Source organism: Sphingomonas populi, from assembly GCF_004208535.1.
GTDB classification, from domain to species: Bacteria; Pseudomonadota; Alphaproteobacteria; order Sphingomonadales; family Sphingomonadaceae; genus Sphingomonas; species Sphingomonas populi.
The window spans coordinates 61,316-80,659 of sequence record NZ_SGIS01000012.1; the positions used below are offsets into that span (position 1 = coordinate 61,316).

Sequence of the window (19,344 nt, forward strand, 5' to 3'; positions counted from 1 at the left end):
TCGCAGCGGGCTGCGTCAGAACGCTTGGATAAACCCCCATCCGTAGCTTAGGGGGTTGGCCATCAAGGGGGACCGAAATGCTGCGCCCGATGGACATATGGCGCTGCGCGATCGTGCGGCAGAGCGTGGATGCGATCCTTCGCGACGGCATCGATCCGGCGGGCGTCGTATGGACCCCCGATATGCCGCCGCTGGCGTTCCGGGCGGACCCCTTCGGACTGTGGCGCGACGGCAAGCTCCATGTCTTCGCCGAAGCCTTCGATTATCGGACGCGGATCGGCCACATCGATGTACTGACCTATGATGACGGATTGAAGCTGCTCGATTGCCGCACCGTCCTCAAGACGCCCTGGCATCTGTCCTATCCGTTCGTGTTCGAAGCCGATGGCGAGACCTGGATGCTACCAGAGGCTTATAAGTCCGGCACGCTCACGCTCTATCGCGCGCGGCAGTTTCCTTTTGTGTGGGAGGCCGTCTGCGACATCCCGCTCGACGGCGCGGCGATCGACGCGACACCGCTCTTTCACGCGGGGAAATGGTGGCTGTTCTATGCGCCCTCCGCTGACAAGGCGGCGCGGCGCAGCCATCTCCATGTCGCATGGTCGGAGAGGCTCACCGGGCCGTGGCAGCTTCATCCGCTCAACCCGGTTCGCGTCGATCTGGCGAGCGCCCGGCCCGGCGGCGTGCCGATCGTGCGCGACGGGGGTATCGTGCTGCCCGTGCAGGATTGCCGGCAAACCTATGGCGGCGCGATCCGGCTGCTGACCATCACCGAACTGAGTGAGACGCGGTTCGAGGCGAGCGACTCCGCCGGCCCCGCTGCGCCGGCCTGGATGGCACCCTTCACCGAGGGGTTCCATACGCTCGCGCCGGCCGGGCCGGTGACGCTGATCGACGTCAAGCGCACCACGAACTCGCTGTACGGCAATGCGATCCGCATTCGTGGTATCGCGCGTCGGACGCTCAGGGAGACGGGGGTTCTGCCATAGCGGTGGTCCGCCGCGTGAAGACCCGCAACAGCGCGACAGCGACGATCGCGTCCACCAGCATGGCAAGTGCGGCCCCGATGATGCCGATGCGCGGCAACAGCAGCGCGAGCAGTCCGCCAAGACAGAGCAGCGCGGCCGCCCGTACCACAAGCAGCGTTCCGGTGCGCCCCAGCGCCATCAGCGCGGGTTCGAAACTCACCCCGACCAACTGAACTGCGGCGGCGGCGCCGAGGATGACGAGCGCGGGATAGGCCGGCAGATACGCCGCGCCGCCGATCAGGTAGAGCGCTGGCTGACCAAGGATCGCGACGACGGCGAAGACGGCGATTCCGCCAAGCAGCGCCGCTTTATTGGTTCGATCGAGCAGCGTGGTCATCGCGCCCTGGCTCCGGCTCGCGCTGACCCGCGCCATCTCGGCATATAGCGACCGGCTCAACATCTCGGCGAGGATGAGCAGCGCCTGGCCGAGCTGGTGCGCCAGACGAAAATAGCCCGCCGATACCGCGCCGGCGGAATAGCCCACCGCGAGCAGGGCGACCTGCTGGCTCGCCGACGAAAGGCTGGAGTTGAGATTCGTGAACAGCGCGAACCGCCAGAACCCGTCATAGGCGCGCGGAACCCCGGCGATATCCGTCGGTCGCAATCCCGCCGTGACCGGCCTGACCCTGTACCAGACAAGCCCCCAATAGGCGGCGGCGGTCGCGATCTCCGCCACCGCCCACGCGCACAGGAACCCGTCGACGCTCGCGCCGGCAAACACCGCGACGAACGCGCCGATCATGCGGAACACCGGAGTTGCGGTATCCGCCAGCGCGCCGTCGCGAAACCGGTCGTGGAGCCGCAGGGCGCCGACGGCGGTCGAGCGCACGGTGAGCAGCAGCACGAACGCGAACAGGATCGCGTGATCGGCGGTGCCGCGCGACCAGCCGAAATGCGGCGCAAGGAAGCGAACCAGCACGACGGTGATCGCGCATCCCGCGATCGCGGCGATCAGATCGAGGATGCCGCAAAACCACAGCAGCGCGGAGACCTGCGCGGTCCTGCCCGCCAGCAGCGGTTCAGTGCCCCAACGCAGCACGATCCGCCAGCTCTGGAAACCGACCAATGCGGCCATGCCCTGCGCCAGCCCGAGGATCAGAGCGAACTCGCCGAACCCCGCCGCATGCAACCCGCGCGCCGCCATCGCGAGGTAGATCAGGCTGAGCACCGCGCCGAGGATCTTCGAGATCAGGAGCCAGCCCGTGTTTCGGAACGTGCGGAGCAGTGGCGTTTCGCCCTTCAGCCTATCCCGCATCCGTAATGTCGATCGGCGCATTACAGCGTCATATGCGTTGACGGCATGACGCGAGCGCTCCTACGGCAATCGAAAATGAACATCGCGTTTCTTTTTATTGCTGAACCCTATCAGTGCTACCACGGGCTCGCGGTCGCTTTCGAACTGCGCCGCGTGCCCGGTGTCCGCGTCGCGATCTATTACAACGATCCAGAGTCGGTCTACCATCTGGAGCGGATCCGCCGTGCCTATGGCGAGGCGCCTTTCGACTATATTCGGATGAAGCGCAATCTGTTCGCGCGCGTGGTCGAGCGGATCAGGATATTCGGTTTTGCGAAGGGCTCGATCTACCGATCGAACGAGCCGGACCTGCTCGCATATGACGCGATCTTCACGGTCGAGGATACCGCCTTTCGGCTTTTCGAAGGCCGGCCTGCAACCGCACGGCCCAAGAAGATCTATTTGCCGCATGGTGCGGGCGACGGCACCGTCGGGTTCTCGTCGCGGCTCAGGATGTTCGATTTCGTTCTGGTGCCCGGGCCGAAATCCACGCAGCGCATGCTACAACTGGAGCATATCCGGGCCGATACGTATCGGGAGATCGGGCTGGTGAAGTTCGAAACCGCGAACCGGCTCTCGCATGCATCCGAGCCGCTGTTCGCGACCGACCGTCCAACCGTCCTGTACAACGCGCACAAGACGCGCGGACTCGAATCCTGGAGCAGTTTCATCGAGCCGATGCTCGCGGACTTTGCCGCGCAAGACGCCTATAATCTGATCGTGGCGCCGCATGTGAAGCTGTTTCGCAGGCGTAGCGCAAAGACCAAGGCCGATTGGCAATCGCGTTCGACCGGCAATGTGCTCATCGACGTCGGCTCGGACCGGTCGGTGGATATGAGCTACACGCGCGCGGCTGATATCTATGTCGGCGACATCAGCAGCCAGGTCTACGAATTCCTGGCCGAGCCCCGTCCGTGCGTCTTCCTCAACCCGCACAATATCGATTGGGTCGACAATCCCGACTTCGCGCACTGGCATCTCGGCGACGTGATCTCGCATCCGCAGGATCTCATGCCGGCGATCGCGGCGGCACCCGCCCGCCACCATCTCTACCGTGAACGCCAGGAGGCGCGCGCCGCCGCCTCGCTCGGCGACCGCAGCCCCGGCGCCGCCGCCCGCGCCGCCGAGGCAATCATCGCGTTCCTTCGTCGATGAGGATCGGCTTCCTCTTCAACCACGATGCCACGCATCAGATTCCCCATACGATCGCGATCGCGTCGGCGCTGGCCAAGCACGGTATCGATGTCGACATCCTGACGTCGAGTCTGGAGCAGTATGGTGCGGCGAGCGCCATCCTGCCGGCGGGCGGCACCGTCCGCTACACGATGCTCGATGTCGGATGGGCGAGCCGGCTGGCCGATCGGGTGCTCCACCATATCGCGCCGTTCCGCCGCATCGCCATCCTGCGCGAGAACCTGCCGGCGTTCGCGCGGCTTGACGCGCTGGTGGTGCCCGAGACCACGTCGACGCTGCTCAAGACCCGGTTCGGGCTGAAAGCGCTCAAGCTGATCTATCTGCCGCACGGCGCGGGCGACGGTGCGGCCGGCTTTCAGGCAGTCACGAAGCATTTCGATCTGGTGCTGCTGTCCGGCGAGAAGGTTCGCGACCGCATGCTGTCGCTCGGGCTGATCACCGAGCAGGGCCATGCGATCGTCGGCTATCCGAAGTTCGACGCCGTCGATCTCGCCGCCCGGCCCCGCTTCTTCGACAACGACAAACCGACGGTGTTGTACAATCCGCACTTCAACCCGCTGTTGTCGTCCTGGTATTCGCACGGCGAGCGGGTCTTGGACTGGTTCGCTGCGCAAGATACGCTAAACCTCATTTTCGCACCGCATGTCATGCTGTTCAAACGGCGGCTGCACACCTCGCTCATCCACCGCAGGTCACGGTTCCGGCGTGATATCCCCGCCCGCTTTCTCGATCATCCGGGAATATTGATCGACACGGGCAGCCAGCGTTCAATCGACATGAGCTACGTGCAGGCGGCGGACATCTACCTAGGGGACGTATCCAGCCAGATCTACGAGTGGATCCAGCGGCCCCGCCCCGCCATCTTCTTCAACACGCACAGACCGGACTGGCGCAGCTCGGCGGATTATGGCCATTGGGCGCTCGGTGAGGTGATCGAAACCGTCGACGAGATGCCCGCCGCGCTCGCCCGCGCGCTGGCGAGCCCGCACGCCCATCAGGACGTCCAGCGAAGTGCGGATGCGGCGACCTTCTCACGATCGGGACGCCCAGCCGCAGACCGCGCCGCCGACGCGATAGTCGAATATCTGCGGGCTGGTGATGGCGGGGCAGAGAATCGATAGAAGCATCGTCGCGGTTACGCGTCCTTTTCAGCACTTCCGAGCTCTATCGCGCTTCGTTGGGGCGGCGCACACGAGCGATCCGGGGGCCTTTTGGTGGCGGCTACGCGATGATCTCAGCCGATATGCTCGGCTGCTCGACCGCGCGCGCAACAAGGGCACCTGCGATAATCGGGCGACCGTCCGCCGTGATGAATTGGAGCGGCGTGTGCTGACCGCGCTTCACAGCCATCTCATAGGCCCGGCGCTCTTTGCGGCATTCTGTGAGGCGTTCACGCGCGAGTTGAACCGGATCAGGCTGGAGGGCGGTGCCGCGATCGCTGCGAAGCATGCGGAGGTCGATAAGCTTGAGCGTGACATAGCGGCCCCACCTGGCCAGTGAGCGGTGGATGGAAGCGGCATAAGTCGTAAAACACTGCTATCAGCGGGCGAAACGCAATCAGTGGGGCCAGCAATGTCCGAATGGTCGAACAGTCGCATCCCGTCGCAAGGCGTTTCGGAGCAAACCCCGCCGGCAGCAGCGCCCGTCGCTCTCGGCGATGGTAATGCCGAGGCGCTGGGCCGGTCGGAATCTGCCGCGCTCGTTCGCGAGCATCTGGTCTGTTACCCCAATGCCGTCAGAGTGCCGACGAACGGTCTCGAACTCTATATCGTTCGCGACTTTCTGACGGTGGAGGAGTGCAGGTCTCTGATCACGCTCATCGATGCCAGTCGGGTGCCCTCGCCGGTGGTCTCGGACGATCCGGTGCCATCGTACAGAACGAGCGAGACCTGCTATCTTTATGCCGGCCCCGACGCGGTCACTGTGGTCGAGAGCAAGCTGGACCGTTTGACGGCACTCGATCCGAGCCACGGCGAGGCATTGCAGGGGCAGCGCTACGCGGTCGGGCAGGAGTTCAAGCCGCATCACGATTTCTTCGATACCACCCAACTCTACTGGAAGGATCAGGTGTCGATCGGCGGGCAGCGAACCTGGTCGGCGATGACCTTCCTGAACGAACCCGAGGCGGGCGGGCGAACCAATTTTCCGGCGGCCAGCGTGATGATCGCACCGAAGGCGGGCAATCTGGTGATCTGGAACAACATGGACGCATATGGCGCGCCGAACATGGGATCGTTGCACCAGGGCATGCCGGTTGAACAGGGCGTCAAATACGTGCTCACCAAATGGTATCGCGAGCGGCCTTGGTGTCCGTGAGGCGCATCCGCGCTACCTCGATGCAGGCGTAGCGTTCGGAACGGGGAAGACGGTCCGCAAAGGCTTGGTTTCTGGCAGAATGTAGACGATGCCGACGGTGCCCGCAAACAGCGGCTTGACGATGTCGTCGTAGAATTGCGCGGGTACGTTGATGCAACCGTAGGAGATCCGATTGTCACTGGCCGAAACCGAGGCGAGGCGCGCGGCACGGTGGTCCTCGCTGCGCCCCACGATTACGCGGTGCATCGACAAAGCGGCGTCATAGTCGATCCACAGGATGTCCTGATCGAAATCGTGCCCGAGCGCTGCTTCGAAGCGGCCAGCGGGCGTGGTCCTTTCAGCCGGAGTGATCGTCGATAGCTTGCGATGGCCGATACCGGGGACGCTGTCGTCGCCCCGCGCCGCGCCGAGCAGGGCCGGAGTCGCACCACGCAAGTGAGCCGCACTGTCGAACGCGAAGACCCTGGCGTTGATCTTGTCGATGACGACGAACGGCAGCGCATGGTTGTCTCGCGAGGTCGCCACCCAAATCACCATATCGCGGGCATCGCTGGAGAGTGCTTCCCCGCCGAACCGCCCCGTATCGGCAGCCGATACCGGCGGTGCGATCTTGGCCGAAGGTGTGGCGCGCAAGGGCACCGCTGCGATCCCGGCGGCTATCCCGAAGGCCAGCCCGCCAAGGCCTAGGAACCGTGAACCGAGCCGTCTCGGCGACGCACGATCGCAGCCGTGCCCGCCGAGGCGATCCATATCAGTTCCGCGCCTGCTTACGCGGATAGACCGGGACCACTGGCTTGACCGCGACCGGTCGCACCGTTTCTGGCTTCTCGACCACGACTGTCTCCACATGCTCGGGTACGGGCGTTCTCAGGCCGCCTTCGACGATTTCGACCTCCGGCATGCCTGGAGCCGCAATCGGGAGGAGTGGACCCTCGATAAACGGTCGTGCCGCGCTGGGTAGTGCAGCGAGGATTATCGGGGTCGGTGCCGGTGCGGGAGCCGGTGCGGGAGCAGGCGCCGGCGCGGGAGCAGGTGCCGGCGCGGGAGCAGGCGCCGGCGCGGGAGCAGGCGCCGGTGCGGGAGCGGGCGCCGGCGCGGGAGCAGGCGCCGGTGCGGGAGCGGGCGCCGGTGCGGGAGCAGGCGCCGGTGCGGGAGCAGGTGCCGGCGCGGGAGCAGGCGCCGGCGCGGGAGCAGGTGCCGGCGCGGGAGCAGGTGCCGGCGCGGGTGCCGTGATCGTCCCGGTCGTGCGGAAACCGGCGGTGCAGCATGATCCGGCCAACGCGTATTGGTCGGCGTTCGCGCCAGTCAGCGTATAACCGCTATAGCTAACGCCGATTCCGGTCCCTTGGCCGGTGCTGTCGAAAGTTGCGGTCGCGTCGGGGCCGGCGACCAGCGATACTCCCGTCGGTAAGCCCGATGCAGCAGTGGTGTTAAAGCCGGCGAGGATAACCGCGTTGGTACCGTCCGAAACCTTCTGCGCGGTCGGGAACAGCAGCATCCGCTGGGTGACGGCGGCGCCCTCGGTCAGAACGAACTTGGTCGAAAAGTCGGTCGGCGTCGTGTAGGAAATCGGGTTGTAGTTGATCGTGACCGGCGCTGCGGTGACGGTGGTCGGGGGCGACAAGGCGGAGAAGACGATCGTCCCTCCGTTGACCCCGGGGCCGGTGCCATCCGCACCCGCGATGAGCGTCAGCCCGACCGGCAGGCCAAGGCTCTGCGCCGGGATCGTCGTCCCGCGCGTGAGCGTTACAGCAGCATCGATAAGCACATCATGGCCGGCGCACAGCGCGATGTTGCCGTCCGTCGTAGTGATCGCGTGATACACTCTCACATTCTGCCCGGCATTGAGCAGGATGCTGCCGTTGGTCGTCGTCAGAGGCGCGTTGACGTTCACATCGCGGCCACAACATGCAACGATATTGCCGTTCGTCGCGGTGATCGGCGCGTTGATGTTGACGTCGCGAAACGCGTTCATCGTCAGGGTCGTCGGCACGCCCGACGCAGTCCACGCGACAGCATCGTTGATGAAGATGTCGCCGTTGCCGGCCGTAGCGTCGCCGGCTGCCGGGATCGTGCTGATCGTGATGCTCGTCGTCACCAACTGCGCCGACAGCGTCGAGCCCGCGATATTGCCGCCAGCGCCGACGACGAAATCCTGCGGATCGATCAGCCACATGCCGGTCGCGCCAGACGGTGCGAAGGTCGAGATCCTGGCGCTGTTCGCGATGTTCACGGTTGCGGCGGAGGTCTCGATGAAACCTCCATCGCCGCCAACGGGCGCGCTCGCGTCGAGCGTGCCGCCGACCGTCACCGTACCGGTCTTCATGTCGCCGAGCAGCAGGATCGTGCCGCCGCGGTTCTGCAGTGTCCGCGCCTCGATGATGCCGGTGGTGTTGACCGCAGTATGGAGCAGGTCGCCTGCCGCTTGCGCGGTCATCACGACCTTGCCGCCGTCGGCGCGCATCAGGCCGCCGTTGCGGACGAGCGCGCCCACCGCGCCCTTGTCGATCGCGACGTTGAGCAAGCCATCGCCCGCCACGTCGAGCGTGATCGCCTCGCCGCCCGCCAGCACGACGGTGCCGAAATTGGCCTTGATCACCCCGCTGTTGCCGACGCTCGCGCCGAGCAGTGCGACATAGCCGCCGCCCTTCGCATTGATCGTGCCCTCATTCTGGACCGAGGCACCGCTGTCGCCGGCGAAACGGGTCTTACCAACAAGGAAGTCCGCGTTGGCGATGTCGAGCGTCGATGCGATCAGCCCGCCGACATTCACGTTCGCCGTCTTGCCGAACAGGATGCCATTGGCATTGACCAGGAACACCTTGCCATTGGCGGAGAGGTTGCCGAGGATCACGGACGGATCGGAACCGAGCACGCGGTTGAGCGCCACCGAGCTGCTGGTCGGCTGGTCGAAGACGACGCTCTTGCCGTTCCCGATCGAGAAGGATTGCCAGTTGATCGCGGCCCGATCGCTTGTCTGCGTCACGGTGAGCGATGTGCTGCCGGTCGCGATGCTCGCTTGGCCCGCGACGACTTCGCCGCCCCTCGGCAGCGTCTGCGCGTCGACCGGTCGCGATGCCACCGTGCCCGCCAGGCTCATTCCGATCAACCACGCGAACTGCGCGAGACCGGTCGTGCCGAACAGCCCTCCGCGGCGCAATCGCGAGATCGCCGGCGCGGCGGGGCGGATGTTCCTGATCGACGATGGGATGGGGGTCATGAGCGGTATCCTTGATGGCGGGCAGCAGTCGCAGCATTCGGAATGCGGGCGGGGGCGCGCGAAGCGTGATCAGAAGGTCTTGGCGACCTGAAACCAGAAGCGGCCGGATTTGTCTGGAGCCGAAGTCGCCCTGGCGTCGCCAAGTTTGCGCGCATAGGTCGCCTTTAGGACGAAGCCGGCCGGCGCGTTCCAGGTCACGCCGGCGCCATAGGCGCTGCGTGCGGCGTGGTTTGAGCCGTCGAAATAGCGGTGCTTGACGTAATCGACTTCGCCCACATCGGTGAAACCGAATAGCTGAATCGTGCCCGGCATCACCTGCGGCAACGTCAGACGCGCCTCGGCGGTGGCGACATAGCCCTGATCGCCATAGGCTTCGCCTTCTGGATAGGCGCGCACCGCATAGGCGCCGCCGAGTTCCATTTTCTCGGAGATGTCGAGATTGTCGAAGGCGATCTGGCCGCGTGCGGAGACGAACAGCGAGACCGGCCCGGCGATCTTCTGCAACCTGGCCAAGCTGAACTGCGCCTTCCCGTAGCCGCCATTGGTACGCGCCGTGGCGCGATCGACGGTACGTTCATAGGCGCTGCGGATGTCGAGATTGCCGACGACGTAGCTCAGCGAATAGGCGCTCCAGCCGCCGCCCAGCAGCGTGTCATGTTCGTCACCGCTCAAGCCGACCGTAACGACCTGCGTGCGTCGGTGCGTGACGACATCGACCACGCCGATCCTGTCCTCAAACCATTTCGCGTCGCCACCGACCAGCGCGTACAGGTTGTTGTTGCGCGACCGGATCAGCGGATAGCTGGCATAGACGCTCGCGATGTTCGCATTGCCGCTACCGTTGAGGCTGTCGAATTCCTTACCCAGCGTATAGCCAAGATGCGCGAACGCGACCCCTACCGTGGCCCGGCCGAGCGGGGCCTGATAGGAGGCGCGGCCATAGGAAAGTCCCGAGAACGAGGTCAGCGCGCGTAGACTGAGCACGTCGCCCGAGCCGGTGGGATTGTTCCAGTTTACCGACCCGCCAACGCGGTAGGCGCCGGTATAGCGGTTGCCAGCATTATCGACCTCGACGCTGCCGGTAATGCTCTGGCCGCGCGTGATATCGACCAGCAAGTCCGAGGTTCCGACTGCGGTGCCGGGGCTGAGCGTCGATTTCACGCGCACGCCGGGTAGGTCCGACAGCAACAGCAGCCGGCGTTCGAGCGGCGCCACAGCCACCGGATCGCCGACATCGAGACCGCTAAGGATGCGGTTGGCGACGCCGTTCGCGAGCCGGGAGTCGTTGTGCACCCCAACCGCGCCGAGGCGGCCTTCGACGACAGTGATGGTCACCGCACCGCTCTGCACGTCCTGCACCGGCAGATAGGCCCGCGCCACGAAATAGCCGCGGCTACGGTAATAGTCGGTGATCCGTGCGGCGAGTGTCTGAAGTTCCGAGAGGTCCAGTTCGGTGTTCGGCGTGAAGGCGGTCGCCGCGATCAGTTCGGCTTCGGGGAACAGCGTCGCGCCGCTCACGCGGAGCGATCGGACGACCGTCTTTGGGCCGCCCGCAGCAGCGACCACGACCGGCGAAGATTGCGCGAGGCCCAGATCGGATGACGACCTGTCGGCCAAAGGTGCCGGTGGAATCTGCTGGAGTTGCCCGCCTGCGCCGACGGGAACCTGCGCTTGTACTGACTCGGTGGAAAGCATCACCGCAGCCGGGCTCAAGGCCGCAAGCGCGGCCGTCCAAAGGGTAGACTTAAACATGAACACCTCGAAGGTCACCGCGGACGGGGAGACACGGATCTCCCGTCCGCAGGAGCGGGAGCCGCTTTCAAAGATCGTCGAGCGGGGAGGTGTTAAGACGCGCGCTCTCTTTTATTAAAGCGCTCGGCTGAGCCATCCCGAGAATGGCTTTCTCTCCCTAATATAGGTACGCTTATATATAAAACAACTTGGATCGTAACAGTTAATTGAAGATTATTATTTGTGTTTAATTCGGACCTTCGCCCCGGGATCGACTGGCGAAGTAGCGGTGAGAAGAAACCGCGTGATGAGACCCCGCGTCGAGCGGAATTCGCCGCTTCATTTGCCTGTATCCAGAAAAGCGCGAGCCGTCTGTATGGTGGCCTCGGGCTACTCCTACATCAGCCAATGGCCCACACCGGATGCGATATCTTCGATAACGTCGGAGGCCTGATCCACATGATGACAGCCATTGTCGACCCAACGACTTTTCGTCTCCGATCGACAGGAGCGGCATTGTCAGCTTGCCGTGAACGAGGAAGGCCTTGCTGTCGATCGCATCCTGATCGCACGCCACGAAGTGCGCCGACTCCGCGTACATGGCGCTGGACGCTGAATGTAATTGGGCATGATGTTGGCGGATGCGTCACTGAACTCGGCAGGATCGGCCTTGGAACCGCGGGGCGGCGCAGTAGGCGCCCAGCCGGAATAATCATAATGGGCATCTCAGTGCCCGCCAGTATGCACGGCTTGTCGATGAATGGATGACTGGCGTCGGTCTGATGCGAAGCGAGGCACGCACTCGCTTCGCATCAGAAGGCTTCGGTCACATACAGGGCGACCGACGCCGTTCGTGCCGCCCAAATCCTTCTCGGTCACAGCAAGATCGAGAACACCGAAATCTGACCCGATGGCTCCTCGCCTTCGGCGAGGGGCCTTCTTCACCGTGCTCTGGGACAGAGCCGCCGCTCTCAACGGGCCACTTGCATGACAGCTCCCGACGAAAGCCGTCGCTTCCGTCTTGCACGAAAACCCATGACGCGAATCGAAAGCAAGGGAAGCCGCCTTGTGAGCACTCACTTTATGCGCTCTACGCTCCCGTAGTCACCAGCAGCGTTCCCGCATTACGCCCGGAAAAAAGGTCGGCAAACGCATAGGGCAGCAGCCCGAACCCGCTCCGCAGATCGACCCGGCACCGCACCTGGCCGTTGGCCGCCCAGGCGCGGATCGCCGCCGTAGCTTCGGCATACCGTTCTGCGTAGTCTCCAACCACGAAGCCTTCCATCCGAAGCCCGCCATAAACGAGCTTCATCATATCGTCAGGGCCGGCGGCTGGTCGGCCGGTGTCATAGGCGGAAATCTGGCCGCACAGCACGATTCTGCCACGCGGCACCATCTGATCGATCGCGTCTTGCAGAATCTGGCCTCCGACGTTGTCGAAGAAGATATTGTATCCGTCGGGACTTGCAGCTTTCAGGCTGGCCGCCAAATCACCCGAGCGATAATCGATCGCGGTGGCCACGCCGCAATGGTCTTCGAGCCAGCGGCATTTTTCCTGCCCGCCCGCGACGGCGACCACGCGGCACCCCGCCAGCCGCGCCATCTGGCAGACCATCGCGCCCACCGAGCCGGCTGCGCCCGAAACGAGGACGGTCATGCCCGGCTCAGGCTCTGCAACCGCAAACAGACCGAAGTAGGCAGTCAGGCTGTTGGGAGAATAAAGCGTCATCGCATCGACTGGGTCGATGTCATGCGCCACTGCGGTGACGGGGACCGCCGCCGTATCGGGCCGCAGCACGGCATAGTCCTGCCACGGCGCCACTGCGGTGACCAGATCGCCGACTTTGAAGCGGGGATGCCGCGTGGCGAGGATCTCGGACGCCGCCATTCCCCGGATCGGTTCGCCGATGCCGATCGTGCCTCGATAACTTCGGCCGGGCGGGTTGAGCCAATTCCGGATCGTCGGCGCACAGGAGAAGATCCGCGTGCCAACGAGGAGTTCCCCTTCCGCGAGATCCGGCGCGACATAGTCTTCTTCGCGATACGTGAAGTCGGAGGCGGCGACTGGCCCATCGGGTCGCCGAGCCAGAACCCACGCGCGGTTACGCCTCACGCCGCATCGCCGAAAACAAGCCCCTTTTCCGCGAGCCTGACGAGAAGATCGGAAGGACGAAACGCTTCGCCATAGCGGCCTTCCAGTTCGCGCATCTCCGCGACGATCCTATTCAGCCCGATCTGATTGGCCCAGAACAGCGGACCGCCGCGATACACCGGCCAATTGTAGCCGAGGACCGCCGCGATATCGATGTCGGAAGCGCGAAGCGCGATGCCCTCGTCGAGAATCTTCGCGCCCTCGTTCACGACCGAGTAAAGCAGCCGCGCCAGCACCGCCTCGCTGCCGACGGTGGGATCGGACGCGATGTTCCGCGCGTTTGCAACCGCGTCGATCATGTCGGCGGTCGTGGCGGAGGCACTGGGGCGCCGCTTGTCGTCGTAATCGTAGTAGCCGGCGCCGCGCTTCTGACCGAGCCGCCCCGCCGCGACGAGATCGCCCATCACGGTGCGTTCGGTCGCATCGCGACCGATCACGTCCAGGCCGACCAGATCCATCATTTGGAAATGGCCCATCGCAAAGCCATACTCGACGAGCACGCGGTCGATCTCCGCAATCGGTGTACCCTCTAGCATCATCGCTTCGGCCTGCGCACCGCGCGGCGCGAGCAGGCGATTGGCGATGAAGCCATCGCAAACACCACTCAATACGGCGACCTTGCCTATCCGCTTGGCGAGATGCATCGCGGTCGCGATTACCGGTTTCGAGGTCTTGGCGCCCCGCACGACTTCGAGAAGTCGCATGACATTGGCGGGTGAGAAGAAGTGCAGCCCGACGACGCTCTCGGGTCGGCGCGTCGCCGCCGCGATCCGGTTGAGGTCGAGGAACGACGTGTTTGACGCCATGATCGCGCCTGGCTTGACGATGTTGTCGAGCTTGCCGAATATCTCGCGCTTCACATCGATATTCTCGTACACCGCTTCGATGACGAGGTCGACGTCCGACAGGGCTGCCATGTCGAGCGTGGGCGAGATCAGGCCGATACGCTGTTCCACCTGCTCGGCGCGCATTCGGCCCTTGCTCACGGTTGCCTCGTAATTGCGGCGGATCACCGTGACGCCACGATCGAGCGCGTCCTGCGTCGTCTCGACCAGCGTCACCGCTATGCCGGCGTTGAGGAAGTTCATGGTGATACCGCCGCCCATCGTCCCCGCGCCGATGACGCCGACCGAGTGGATCTCGTGGATCGGCATGTCGGCAGGCAGATCGGGCACGCGCCCCGCAGCGCGTTCCGCGAAGAAAACATGGCGCTGCGCCGCGGATTCGTGGCTTGCCACAAGCTGCTCGAACAGCGCTGCCTCACGCGTGAGACCTTCCTCGAATGGCAGTTCGACCGCCGCTTGCACCGCCGAAATAATCGCCCGCGGTGCGGCGAAGCCCTTGAAGCGGCGCGAGTTCGCGGCGGCGAAGTCGGAAAACAATGTGGGTTTCTCGCGATCCGCAGCGATCCGGTCGCTTCGGTCTCGCGCCTTCGGCAGCGCCGAACCCTGCGCGACGACATCGCGCGCATAGGCGATCGCTCCTTTGCGCAAGTTTGAGTCGGAGACGAGCGCATCGACGAGGCCAAGAGCAAGCGCCTCGCGAGCGCCGATCTGGCGGCCAGAGGTGATGATATCGAGCGCGGCTTCGGCACCGACGAGTCGGGGCAGCCGCTGCGTTCCCCCCGCCCCTGGCAGCAGGCCGAGATGGACTTCGGGCAGCCCGACCTTGGCGCTCTCCGCCGCGAGCCGATAATGGCAGGCGAGCGCCAGTTCGAACCCGCCGCCCAGTGCAGTGCCGTGGATGGCCGCGATTACGGGCTTCGCCGCCTGCTCGATCGCGGCGAACAGATCCGGGAAGCTCGGTGACTGCGGAGCTTTGCCGAACTCGGTGATATCCGCGCCTGCGATGAAGGTCCGCCCGGCGCAGATCAGCACGATCGCCGTGACTGCCGTGTCGCCCAATGCCTGCTTCAGCGCGCGCAGCAGACTGGCCCGCAGCGGCGCCGACAGCGCGTTCACCGGAGGATTGTCGAGCGTGATGATAGCGATTCCGCCGGTCACGGCGGTCGCTGCGAGTTCGGTCATGTGCGTCTCTCCTAAACGGTCGCGGAAGCCGCGCGACGTCGCTCGACCGTGTCGATCGCGACGGCGGCCATCGCTCTTTTGTCCAATTTGCCCGTGGCGGTGACCTGCATGGTGTCGACGATCACCAGATGTTCAGGCCATTTCTTTCGCGACACGCCCTGCGTCGCCATATGATCGAGCAGCGCGGGAAGCTCGATCGCGCCCGCGCCGGGCCGCAAGCGACACACCGCGCACGCCTGTTCGCCGAGCTTGCGCTCGGGAACCGCCACGACCGCGATCTCGGCGATCGCGGGATGACGCAGCAACGCCGCTTCGACTTCGGCCGGATCGATGTTGAAGCCGCCGCGGATGATCTGATCCTTGATGCGGCCCACCACGCGGACGAAGCCAGCTTCGTCACGGATGATTTCGTCGCCGGTCAGGTAGAAGCCGTCGGCGGTCTTGCACTCCTGTCCCGCGCCCAGCCCGGCAGCATAGCCCAGGAACAGCGACGGGCCGCGAACCCCCGCCTGCCCGCGTGATCCTCTCGGCAAGACGCGCAGGTCCGAATCGAACGCCTCTTCCTCGGTGCCGGGAAACGGGATGCCGTCGAACATTTGCCGATGCTCGAGCGGATGATCGGGCCGGGTCGATGCGTGGCCCATACATTCCGACATGCCGAACATGCGGAGCGCCTTGAGGCCGAGCAGCGCGTCAGCATCCGCGATCAGTTCGGCGGTCATCGCGCTGCCGCCGACCGCCATCGCGCGGAGCGGCAAGTCCCCGCGCCAGTCGCCCTGCCGCGCTGCCTCCACCATCGAGAACAGGTGAGTCGGCACCGCGATCGCCCAGCCACAGCCATAGCGCTCGGCGCGCCGCAACGCCTCGGCTGGCACCCACGGATCGACGAGGATCAGCGGATGCCCGAGTGAGAGCGCGAAATGCGCGGTGAAGGTGAAGCCCGGCGCGCTGTCCAATGGCACGATGCCGAGGATCGCGTCACCGGCCTGCAAGCCGGCGATGGCCGCGCAGGCGCGAGTCGCATAGTTGAGCGCGCCCGGCCCGTGCATCACGCCCTTCGGGATGCCGGTACTGCCGGAGGTGAAGCCGATCAGAACCGTCTGAGCATCACGCGGATCGGCCGATCGATCGCCTTCGGCAACGATCACATCGACATGGCTTGCGTCGGTCGGCAGGACTTTGGCGGCGTGGCCGATCCGCGCCTCGATCAGCGCGAGATCGGCGGGGCCGAGCTTGGGCGAGACCGGGCAGAATACCGCTTCGAGCGACGATACCGCCAGCGCGGTCGCGATCGTCGCAGGCGTCTTGCGCGCAGCGACGAGCACGCGCGACCCGGCGAAAACCCCCGCACCGGCGAGCTTAGCCGCAATGGCGCTGGCCAGATCGTGCAGTTCACGGCGGCTCCACAGCCGATCCTGACAATCCGCCATCGCCAGCGCGTCGGGGCTGGCGGCGGTCAGCGCGTCGAACTGCGGCCAGAGCCGCGCTTCGCTCCACTCGAACGCGGGATGCGTGGCGTCATCGGGCAAGGGATTGTCCCCCGTCGACGAGGAAAGTCTGTCCGGTAATGAAGCTCCCCGCGTCCGATGCGAGCAAAGCCAGCGTGCCGGTCACTTCCTCGGGCCTGCCGAAGCGGCGCAGCAGGATGCCGGCGCGGGTTTTTTCCTGTGTCGCGGCATCAAGCGTTTCTGTCATGCCCGTTTCGATCGACCCCGGCGCGATCGCGTTAACGCGGATGCCATGCTGCGCCCATTGCGCGGCGAGATCGCTGGTGAGGTGAACGATCGCCGCCTTGCTGGTGGTGTATGGCACGACCTGACCGGCATCGGGCTGGTAGGAAATGAACGCGCCGACCGAGGCGATGTTGACGATCGCGCCTCCGCCCTGCGCGATCATGTGACGGGCGGCATGCCGGCAGGCCAGGAACGTGCCGGTCACGTTGACATCCATCACCTTCTGCCAGCCCTTGAGCGGAATGTCCTGGGGCAAGCCCCACCAGGAGGCGCCGGCGTTGTTGATGAGGATGTCGAGCCCGCCCAGCCGATCGACGACCGTGGCGACGGCGGTCTCGACGGACGCCTCGTCGGCGACGTTGCAGGCAAGCCCGATCGCGGCGACACCGAACCGCTCGGCGATGTTCGCAGCAACGCCGCTACAATCCGCCTCCGATCGAGACGCGAGCGCGACCGAACAGCCGAGATCGGCGAGCGTCGCCGCCATCGCTTCGGCGAGCGCACCGCGCCCGCCGGTGATCAGCGCTCGCTTGCCGTCGAGGCGGAACTGCCCGGTCGAGAACCCGCGGACCATCTCAGCCATCGCTTTTCTCCACCAGAAGATCGACCTCTTGCGTAATCAGGATGATGCGCCGCCCGCCCATGCCCTTGGTTTGCGCGGTCGCCGCCTTCCATTCGGGAGATGCGAAGGCGGCATCCAGCGCGGCTTGATCGGCAAAAGTCAGCACGGCATGCCCGTCCCAGCCGGGCGCCTCGGGATTGTCATAATCCTTGGTGACGGCGCCGTGCCGGTACGCTGTCAGCCCGGGCAAAACTCTGGCGGCGTCGGCGTGAGGCCCACGCCACCAGATCGTAAATTGCTCGTGCGTCCAGTCTGCCGGCCGGCTGGCCAGAACGACCATGCTGACCGACATCGCTTAGTTGCCCGTCCAGACGGGTTTGCGCTTTTCGAGGAAAGCGGCGACGCCTTCCTTCGCATCGGCCGAGTGATGCACGACGTTGCAGGTCATCGTCTCGAGCGTGATGAGCGAGTTGGTATCCGCGTCCATGCCGCGGTTGAGCGCCATCTTGGTCATCCACATGCAGAACGGGCTCTTGTCGATCAGCGGCGCGCAGAAATCCTCGATCAGCGTGTCGAATTCGGCGGCTGGTGCTGAGGCGTTGCACAGATTCCACTCGACGCACTCGTCGCCGGTGAGGAGCTTGCCGGTCAGCATAAGTTCCTTCGATTTGCGCATGCCGATATAGCGCGGCAGCCGGTAGATCGGCCCGGCACCGCCGAACAGCGCGCGGCGGATGTGGAAGTCGCCGATCTTCGCCTCGGACGCCGCCAGCGCGAAGTCGCAAGAGATCATCAGCTCGAAACCGCCGGCAACCGCATAGCCTTCGACCGCGGCGATGGTCGGCTTACTCATGTTGTAGATCTTGTCGTAGGTGCGTGCCGAGTCGATCGCGAGTTGCAGCGACACCGTCGATTCATGCAGCACGGGGCCAACAAGCTGGTCGAGGTCAGCGCCCGAGCAGAAGGTGTTGCCGCGACCGCGGAACACCACGGCCAGTGCCTTCTTTTCGGCGGCGGCCCGGTCGACCGCCACTTCCAGTTCGCGCAGGAGCTGCGGACTCACGCAGTTGCGCTTGTGCGGGCGATTGAGCCAGATCGTGCAGATGCCATTATCGGCGAGCTCGTACTGGATGACGTCCTTTTCGGGTTCCACTGATTGTCTCCTTGGTGAACGGTTGGAAAGATCGACCCGTGCGTCAGCGCGGGATGCCGCCCTCTTCGGGGGGCGCAAGCATACCGCCGACCGCCATCCAGGCGGCGACGCCTGCTGCGGGCACGGCACACAATACGGCTTCGGCAATCTCTTCGTCGGACGCGCCGGCATTGCGCGCGCCGCGAACATGCGTCGCCGCCATCGGGCTGTACCCGGCGGCGAGGATCGCAAGCAAAAGCAACTCGCCATGTTTCGGCGAAAGCGGATTGGCGTCGATGCTGCCGCGCCGCATCAGATAATACGCGTCGGCCGCTTTGGGGCTCAAGCGGAGAAGCTGCCTGAGCGGCGGCGGGATCGTGCCGAAATAGGCGGTGAAATTCGCTTCGGCCTCGCCTGCCTCAGCGGTCGGAAGCTGCGCTGGAGCGGGCGCTTGCAGATCCTCGAACGCGGTGTCGAGGATGTCCGCGAAGTCCATCGCCGCAGCCTCGCCGCGCAGGCTGGTCAGGACGATCAGCCCCGCCGTCGCCTCGAGCGGCGTCAGCCCGAGCGCCACGCCGCGCGCGATCTCGCGTCGGGCCAGCCCAAGGTGGCGTCGGTCGATCGCGGCCACGGCGACGAACAGCGCCTTCAGCCGCGCCGGCACAGCTCCGTCGGTATCGATGACCGAACGGAAAGCCGCGAACCCGGCCAGCGTATAGGGCGCATGCCCTTTGAGCAGCGCGATATCCATTAGCGGACGTGTTGTCATTCTGCCCTCTCCTGCTCGAAAGATGCTCGACCGACTGGTCGGGCGTCAACTAAAAAATTCCGCACTGACCTATTTGACAGCCGACCGGTCGGTCGAGTAACCAAACAGTCGACCGGTCGGTCGGACGAGTCATAATAAGGCGGACGAAGCGAGTCGTGTCACGCATCGGGAGGGCAACGAGTGATA

At 64.9% G+C, this 19,344-nt stretch carries 16 protein-coding genes and 1 pseudogene; 5 read left to right on the top strand and 12 right to left on the bottom strand.

Annotated features, from left to right (window positions below):
- Window positions 1–77: 77 nt before the first annotated feature.
- A complete protein-coding gene (locus tag EWE75_RS09750) occupies window positions 78–989 on the top strand; it encodes a glucosamine inositolphosphorylceramide transferase family protein (RefSeq protein ID WP_130156889.1) in 912 nt (303 codons plus the stop codon).
- Here the strand turns inward: EWE75_RS09750 and EWE75_RS09755 are convergent.
- Window positions 964–2,283, bottom strand: a complete 1,320-nt coding sequence (locus EWE75_RS09755) for a lipopolysaccharide biosynthesis protein (RefSeq protein WP_165388331.1) — start codon at window positions 2,281–2,283, stop codon at window positions 964–966. The genes EWE75_RS09750 and EWE75_RS09755 overlap by 26 nt on opposite strands.
- 75 nt (window positions 2,284–2,358) lie before the next feature.
- Here EWE75_RS09755 and EWE75_RS24975 point away from each other — a divergent pair, with 75 nt between their 5' ends.
- Both EWE75_RS24975 and EWE75_RS24980 read left to right on the top strand, forming a co-directional pair.
- Window positions 2,359–3,477 (top strand): hypothetical protein, encoded by a 1,119-nt coding sequence (locus EWE75_RS24975; RefSeq protein WP_165388332.1) that lies wholly within the window; start codon window positions 2,359–2,361, stop codon window positions 3,475–3,477.
- Window positions 3,474–4,637 carry a hypothetical protein gene (locus EWE75_RS24980; RefSeq protein WP_165388333.1) on the top strand — a complete coding sequence of 388 codons (1,164 nt, stop codon included), beginning with the start codon at window positions 3,474–3,476 and terminating at the stop codon, window positions 4,635–4,637. Before EWE75_RS24975 ends, EWE75_RS24980 begins: the two co-directional genes overlap by 4 nt.
- Before the next feature lie 100 nt (window positions 4,638–4,737).
- On the opposite strand, the gene EWE75_RS09765 is transcribed toward EWE75_RS24980, so the two are convergent.
- Window positions 4,738–4,965, bottom strand: a complete 228-nt coding sequence (locus EWE75_RS09765; RefSeq protein ID WP_130156893.1) for a hypothetical protein — start codon at window positions 4,963–4,965, stop codon at window positions 4,738–4,740.
- A gap of 123 nt (window positions 4,966–5,088) precedes the next feature.
- Here EWE75_RS09765 and EWE75_RS09770 point away from each other — a divergent pair, with 123 nt between their 5' ends.
- Window positions 5,089–5,832: a prolyl hydroxylase family protein gene (locus tag EWE75_RS09770; protein WP_130156895.1), complete on the top strand. Its 744-nt coding sequence runs from the start codon at window positions 5,089–5,091 to the stop codon at window positions 5,830–5,832.
- A 12-nt stretch (window positions 5,833–5,844) separates the two neighbouring features.
- Here the strand turns inward: EWE75_RS09770 and EWE75_RS09775 are convergent, their stop codons facing one another.
- The 3 genes from EWE75_RS09775 to EWE75_RS09785 all read right to left on the bottom strand — a co-directional run bounded on the left by EWE75_RS09775 (window position 5,845) and on the right by EWE75_RS09785 (window position 10,804).
- On the bottom strand, window positions 5,845–6,582 hold the full coding sequence (locus EWE75_RS09775) for a L,D-transpeptidase (RefSeq protein WP_130156896.1): 738 nt from the start codon (window positions 6,580–6,582) through the stop codon (window positions 5,845–5,847).
- Between the two features lies 1 nt (window position 6,583).
- Window positions 6,584–9,052, bottom strand: a complete 2,469-nt coding sequence (locus EWE75_RS09780) for a two-partner secretion domain-containing protein (protein WP_130156898.1) — start codon at window positions 9,050–9,052, stop codon at window positions 6,584–6,586.
- Window positions 9,053–9,121: 69 nt separating this feature from the next.
- Window positions 9,122–10,804, bottom strand: a complete 1,683-nt coding sequence (locus EWE75_RS09785) for a ShlB/FhaC/HecB family hemolysin secretion/activation protein (RefSeq protein WP_130156900.1) — start codon at window positions 10,802–10,804, stop codon at window positions 9,122–9,124.
- Between the two features lie 677 nt (window positions 10,805–11,481).
- Here EWE75_RS09785 and EWE75_RS25520 point away from each other — a divergent pair.
- A pseudogene (locus EWE75_RS25520) lies at window positions 11,482–11,689 on the top strand (site-specific integrase); the annotation flags it as partial.
- Between the two features lie 184 nt (window positions 11,690–11,873).
- Here EWE75_RS25520 and EWE75_RS09795 read toward each other — a convergent pair.
- The 7 genes from EWE75_RS09795 to EWE75_RS09825 are packed head-to-tail and all read right to left on the bottom strand — an operon-like array spanning window position 11,874 to window position 19,158.
- Window positions 11,874–12,896: an NADP-dependent oxidoreductase gene (locus EWE75_RS09795; RefSeq protein ID WP_130156902.1), complete on the bottom strand. Its 1,023-nt coding sequence runs from the start codon at window positions 12,894–12,896 to the stop codon at window positions 11,874–11,876.
- The gene (locus tag EWE75_RS09800) at window positions 12,893–14,962 is read right to left on the bottom strand and encodes a 3-hydroxyacyl-CoA dehydrogenase NAD-binding domain-containing protein (protein WP_130156904.1); all 2,070 of its coding nucleotides are present in this window, start codon (window positions 14,960–14,962) and stop codon (window positions 12,893–12,895) included. The genes EWE75_RS09795 and EWE75_RS09800 overlap by 4 nt, the downstream gene beginning before the upstream one ends.
- Before the next feature lie 11 nt (window positions 14,963–14,973).
- Entirely contained in the window at window positions 14,974–16,491 is a 1,518-nt protein-coding gene (locus EWE75_RS09805; protein WP_130156906.1) for a class I adenylate-forming enzyme family protein, read from the bottom strand.
- On the bottom strand, window positions 16,481–17,278 hold the full coding sequence (locus EWE75_RS09810; RefSeq protein ID WP_130156908.1) for an SDR family NAD(P)-dependent oxidoreductase: 798 nt from the start codon (window positions 17,276–17,278) through the stop codon (window positions 16,481–16,483). Before EWE75_RS09810 ends, EWE75_RS09805 begins: the two co-directional genes overlap by 11 nt.
- On the bottom strand, window positions 17,271–17,609 hold the full coding sequence (locus tag EWE75_RS09815; protein WP_130156910.1) for an EthD family reductase: 339 nt from the start codon (window positions 17,607–17,609) through the stop codon (window positions 17,271–17,273). Before EWE75_RS09815 ends, EWE75_RS09810 begins: the two co-directional genes overlap by 8 nt.
- A gap of 3 nt (window positions 17,610–17,612) precedes the next feature.
- Window positions 17,613–18,410, bottom strand: coding sequence for an enoyl-CoA hydratase/isomerase family protein (locus tag EWE75_RS09820; protein WP_130156912.1), 798 nt, complete (start codon window positions 18,408–18,410; stop codon window positions 17,613–17,615).
- Between the two features lie 43 nt (window positions 18,411–18,453).
- Window positions 18,454–19,158 carry a carboxymuconolactone decarboxylase family protein gene (locus EWE75_RS09825; protein ID WP_130156914.1) on the bottom strand — a complete coding sequence of 235 codons (705 nt, stop codon included), beginning with the start codon at window positions 19,156–19,158 and terminating at the stop codon, window positions 18,454–18,456.
- Window positions 19,159–19,344 lie beyond the last annotated feature (186 nt).

Bases quoted from the DNA above. Each gene is read 5' to 3' on its own strand.
- EWE75_RS09785 (WP_130156900.1), bottom strand. From the start codon at position 10,804: ATGTTTAAGTCTACCCTTTGGACGGCCGCGCTTGCGGCCTTGAGCCCG.
- EWE75_RS09810 (WP_130156908.1), bottom strand. From the start codon at position 17,278: ATGGCTGAGATGGTCCGCGGGTTCTCGACCGGGCAGTTCCGCCTCGAC.
- EWE75_RS09775 (WP_130156896.1), bottom strand. From the start codon at position 6,582: ATGGATCGCCTCGGCGGGCACGGCTGCGATCGTGCGTCGCCGAGACGG.
- EWE75_RS09765 (WP_130156893.1), bottom strand. From the start codon at position 4,965: ATGCTTCGCAGCGATCGCGGCACCGCCCTCCAGCCTGATCCGGTTCAA.
- EWE75_RS09780 (WP_130156898.1), bottom strand. From the start codon at position 9,052: ATGACCCCCATCCCATCGTCGATCAGGAACATCCGCCCCGCCGCGCCG.
- EWE75_RS09770 (WP_130156895.1), top strand. From the start codon at position 5,089: ATGTCCGAATGGTCGAACAGTCGCATCCCGTCGCAAGGCGTTTCGGAG.
- EWE75_RS09815 (WP_130156910.1), bottom strand. From the start codon at position 17,609: ATGTCGGTCAGCATGGTCGTTCTGGCCAGCCGGCCGGCAGACTGGACG.
- EWE75_RS24975 (WP_165388332.1), top strand. From the start codon at position 2,359: ATGAACATCGCGTTTCTTTTTATTGCTGAACCCTATCAGTGCTACCAC.
- EWE75_RS09800 (WP_130156904.1), bottom strand. From the start codon at position 14,962: ATGACCGAACTCGCAGCGACCGCCGTGACCGGCGGAATCGCTATCATC.
- EWE75_RS09750 (WP_130156889.1), top strand. From the start codon at position 78: ATGCTGCGCCCGATGGACATATGGCGCTGCGCGATCGTGCGGCAGAGC.
- EWE75_RS09825 (WP_130156914.1), bottom strand. From the start codon at position 19,158: ATGACAACACGTCCGCTAATGGATATCGCGCTGCTCAAAGGGCATGCG.
- EWE75_RS24980 (WP_165388333.1), top strand. From the start codon at position 3,474: ATGAGGATCGGCTTCCTCTTCAACCACGATGCCACGCATCAGATTCCC.
- EWE75_RS09755 (WP_165388331.1), bottom strand. From the start codon at position 2,283: ATGCGGGATAGGCTGAAGGGCGAAACGCCACTGCTCCGCACGTTCCGA.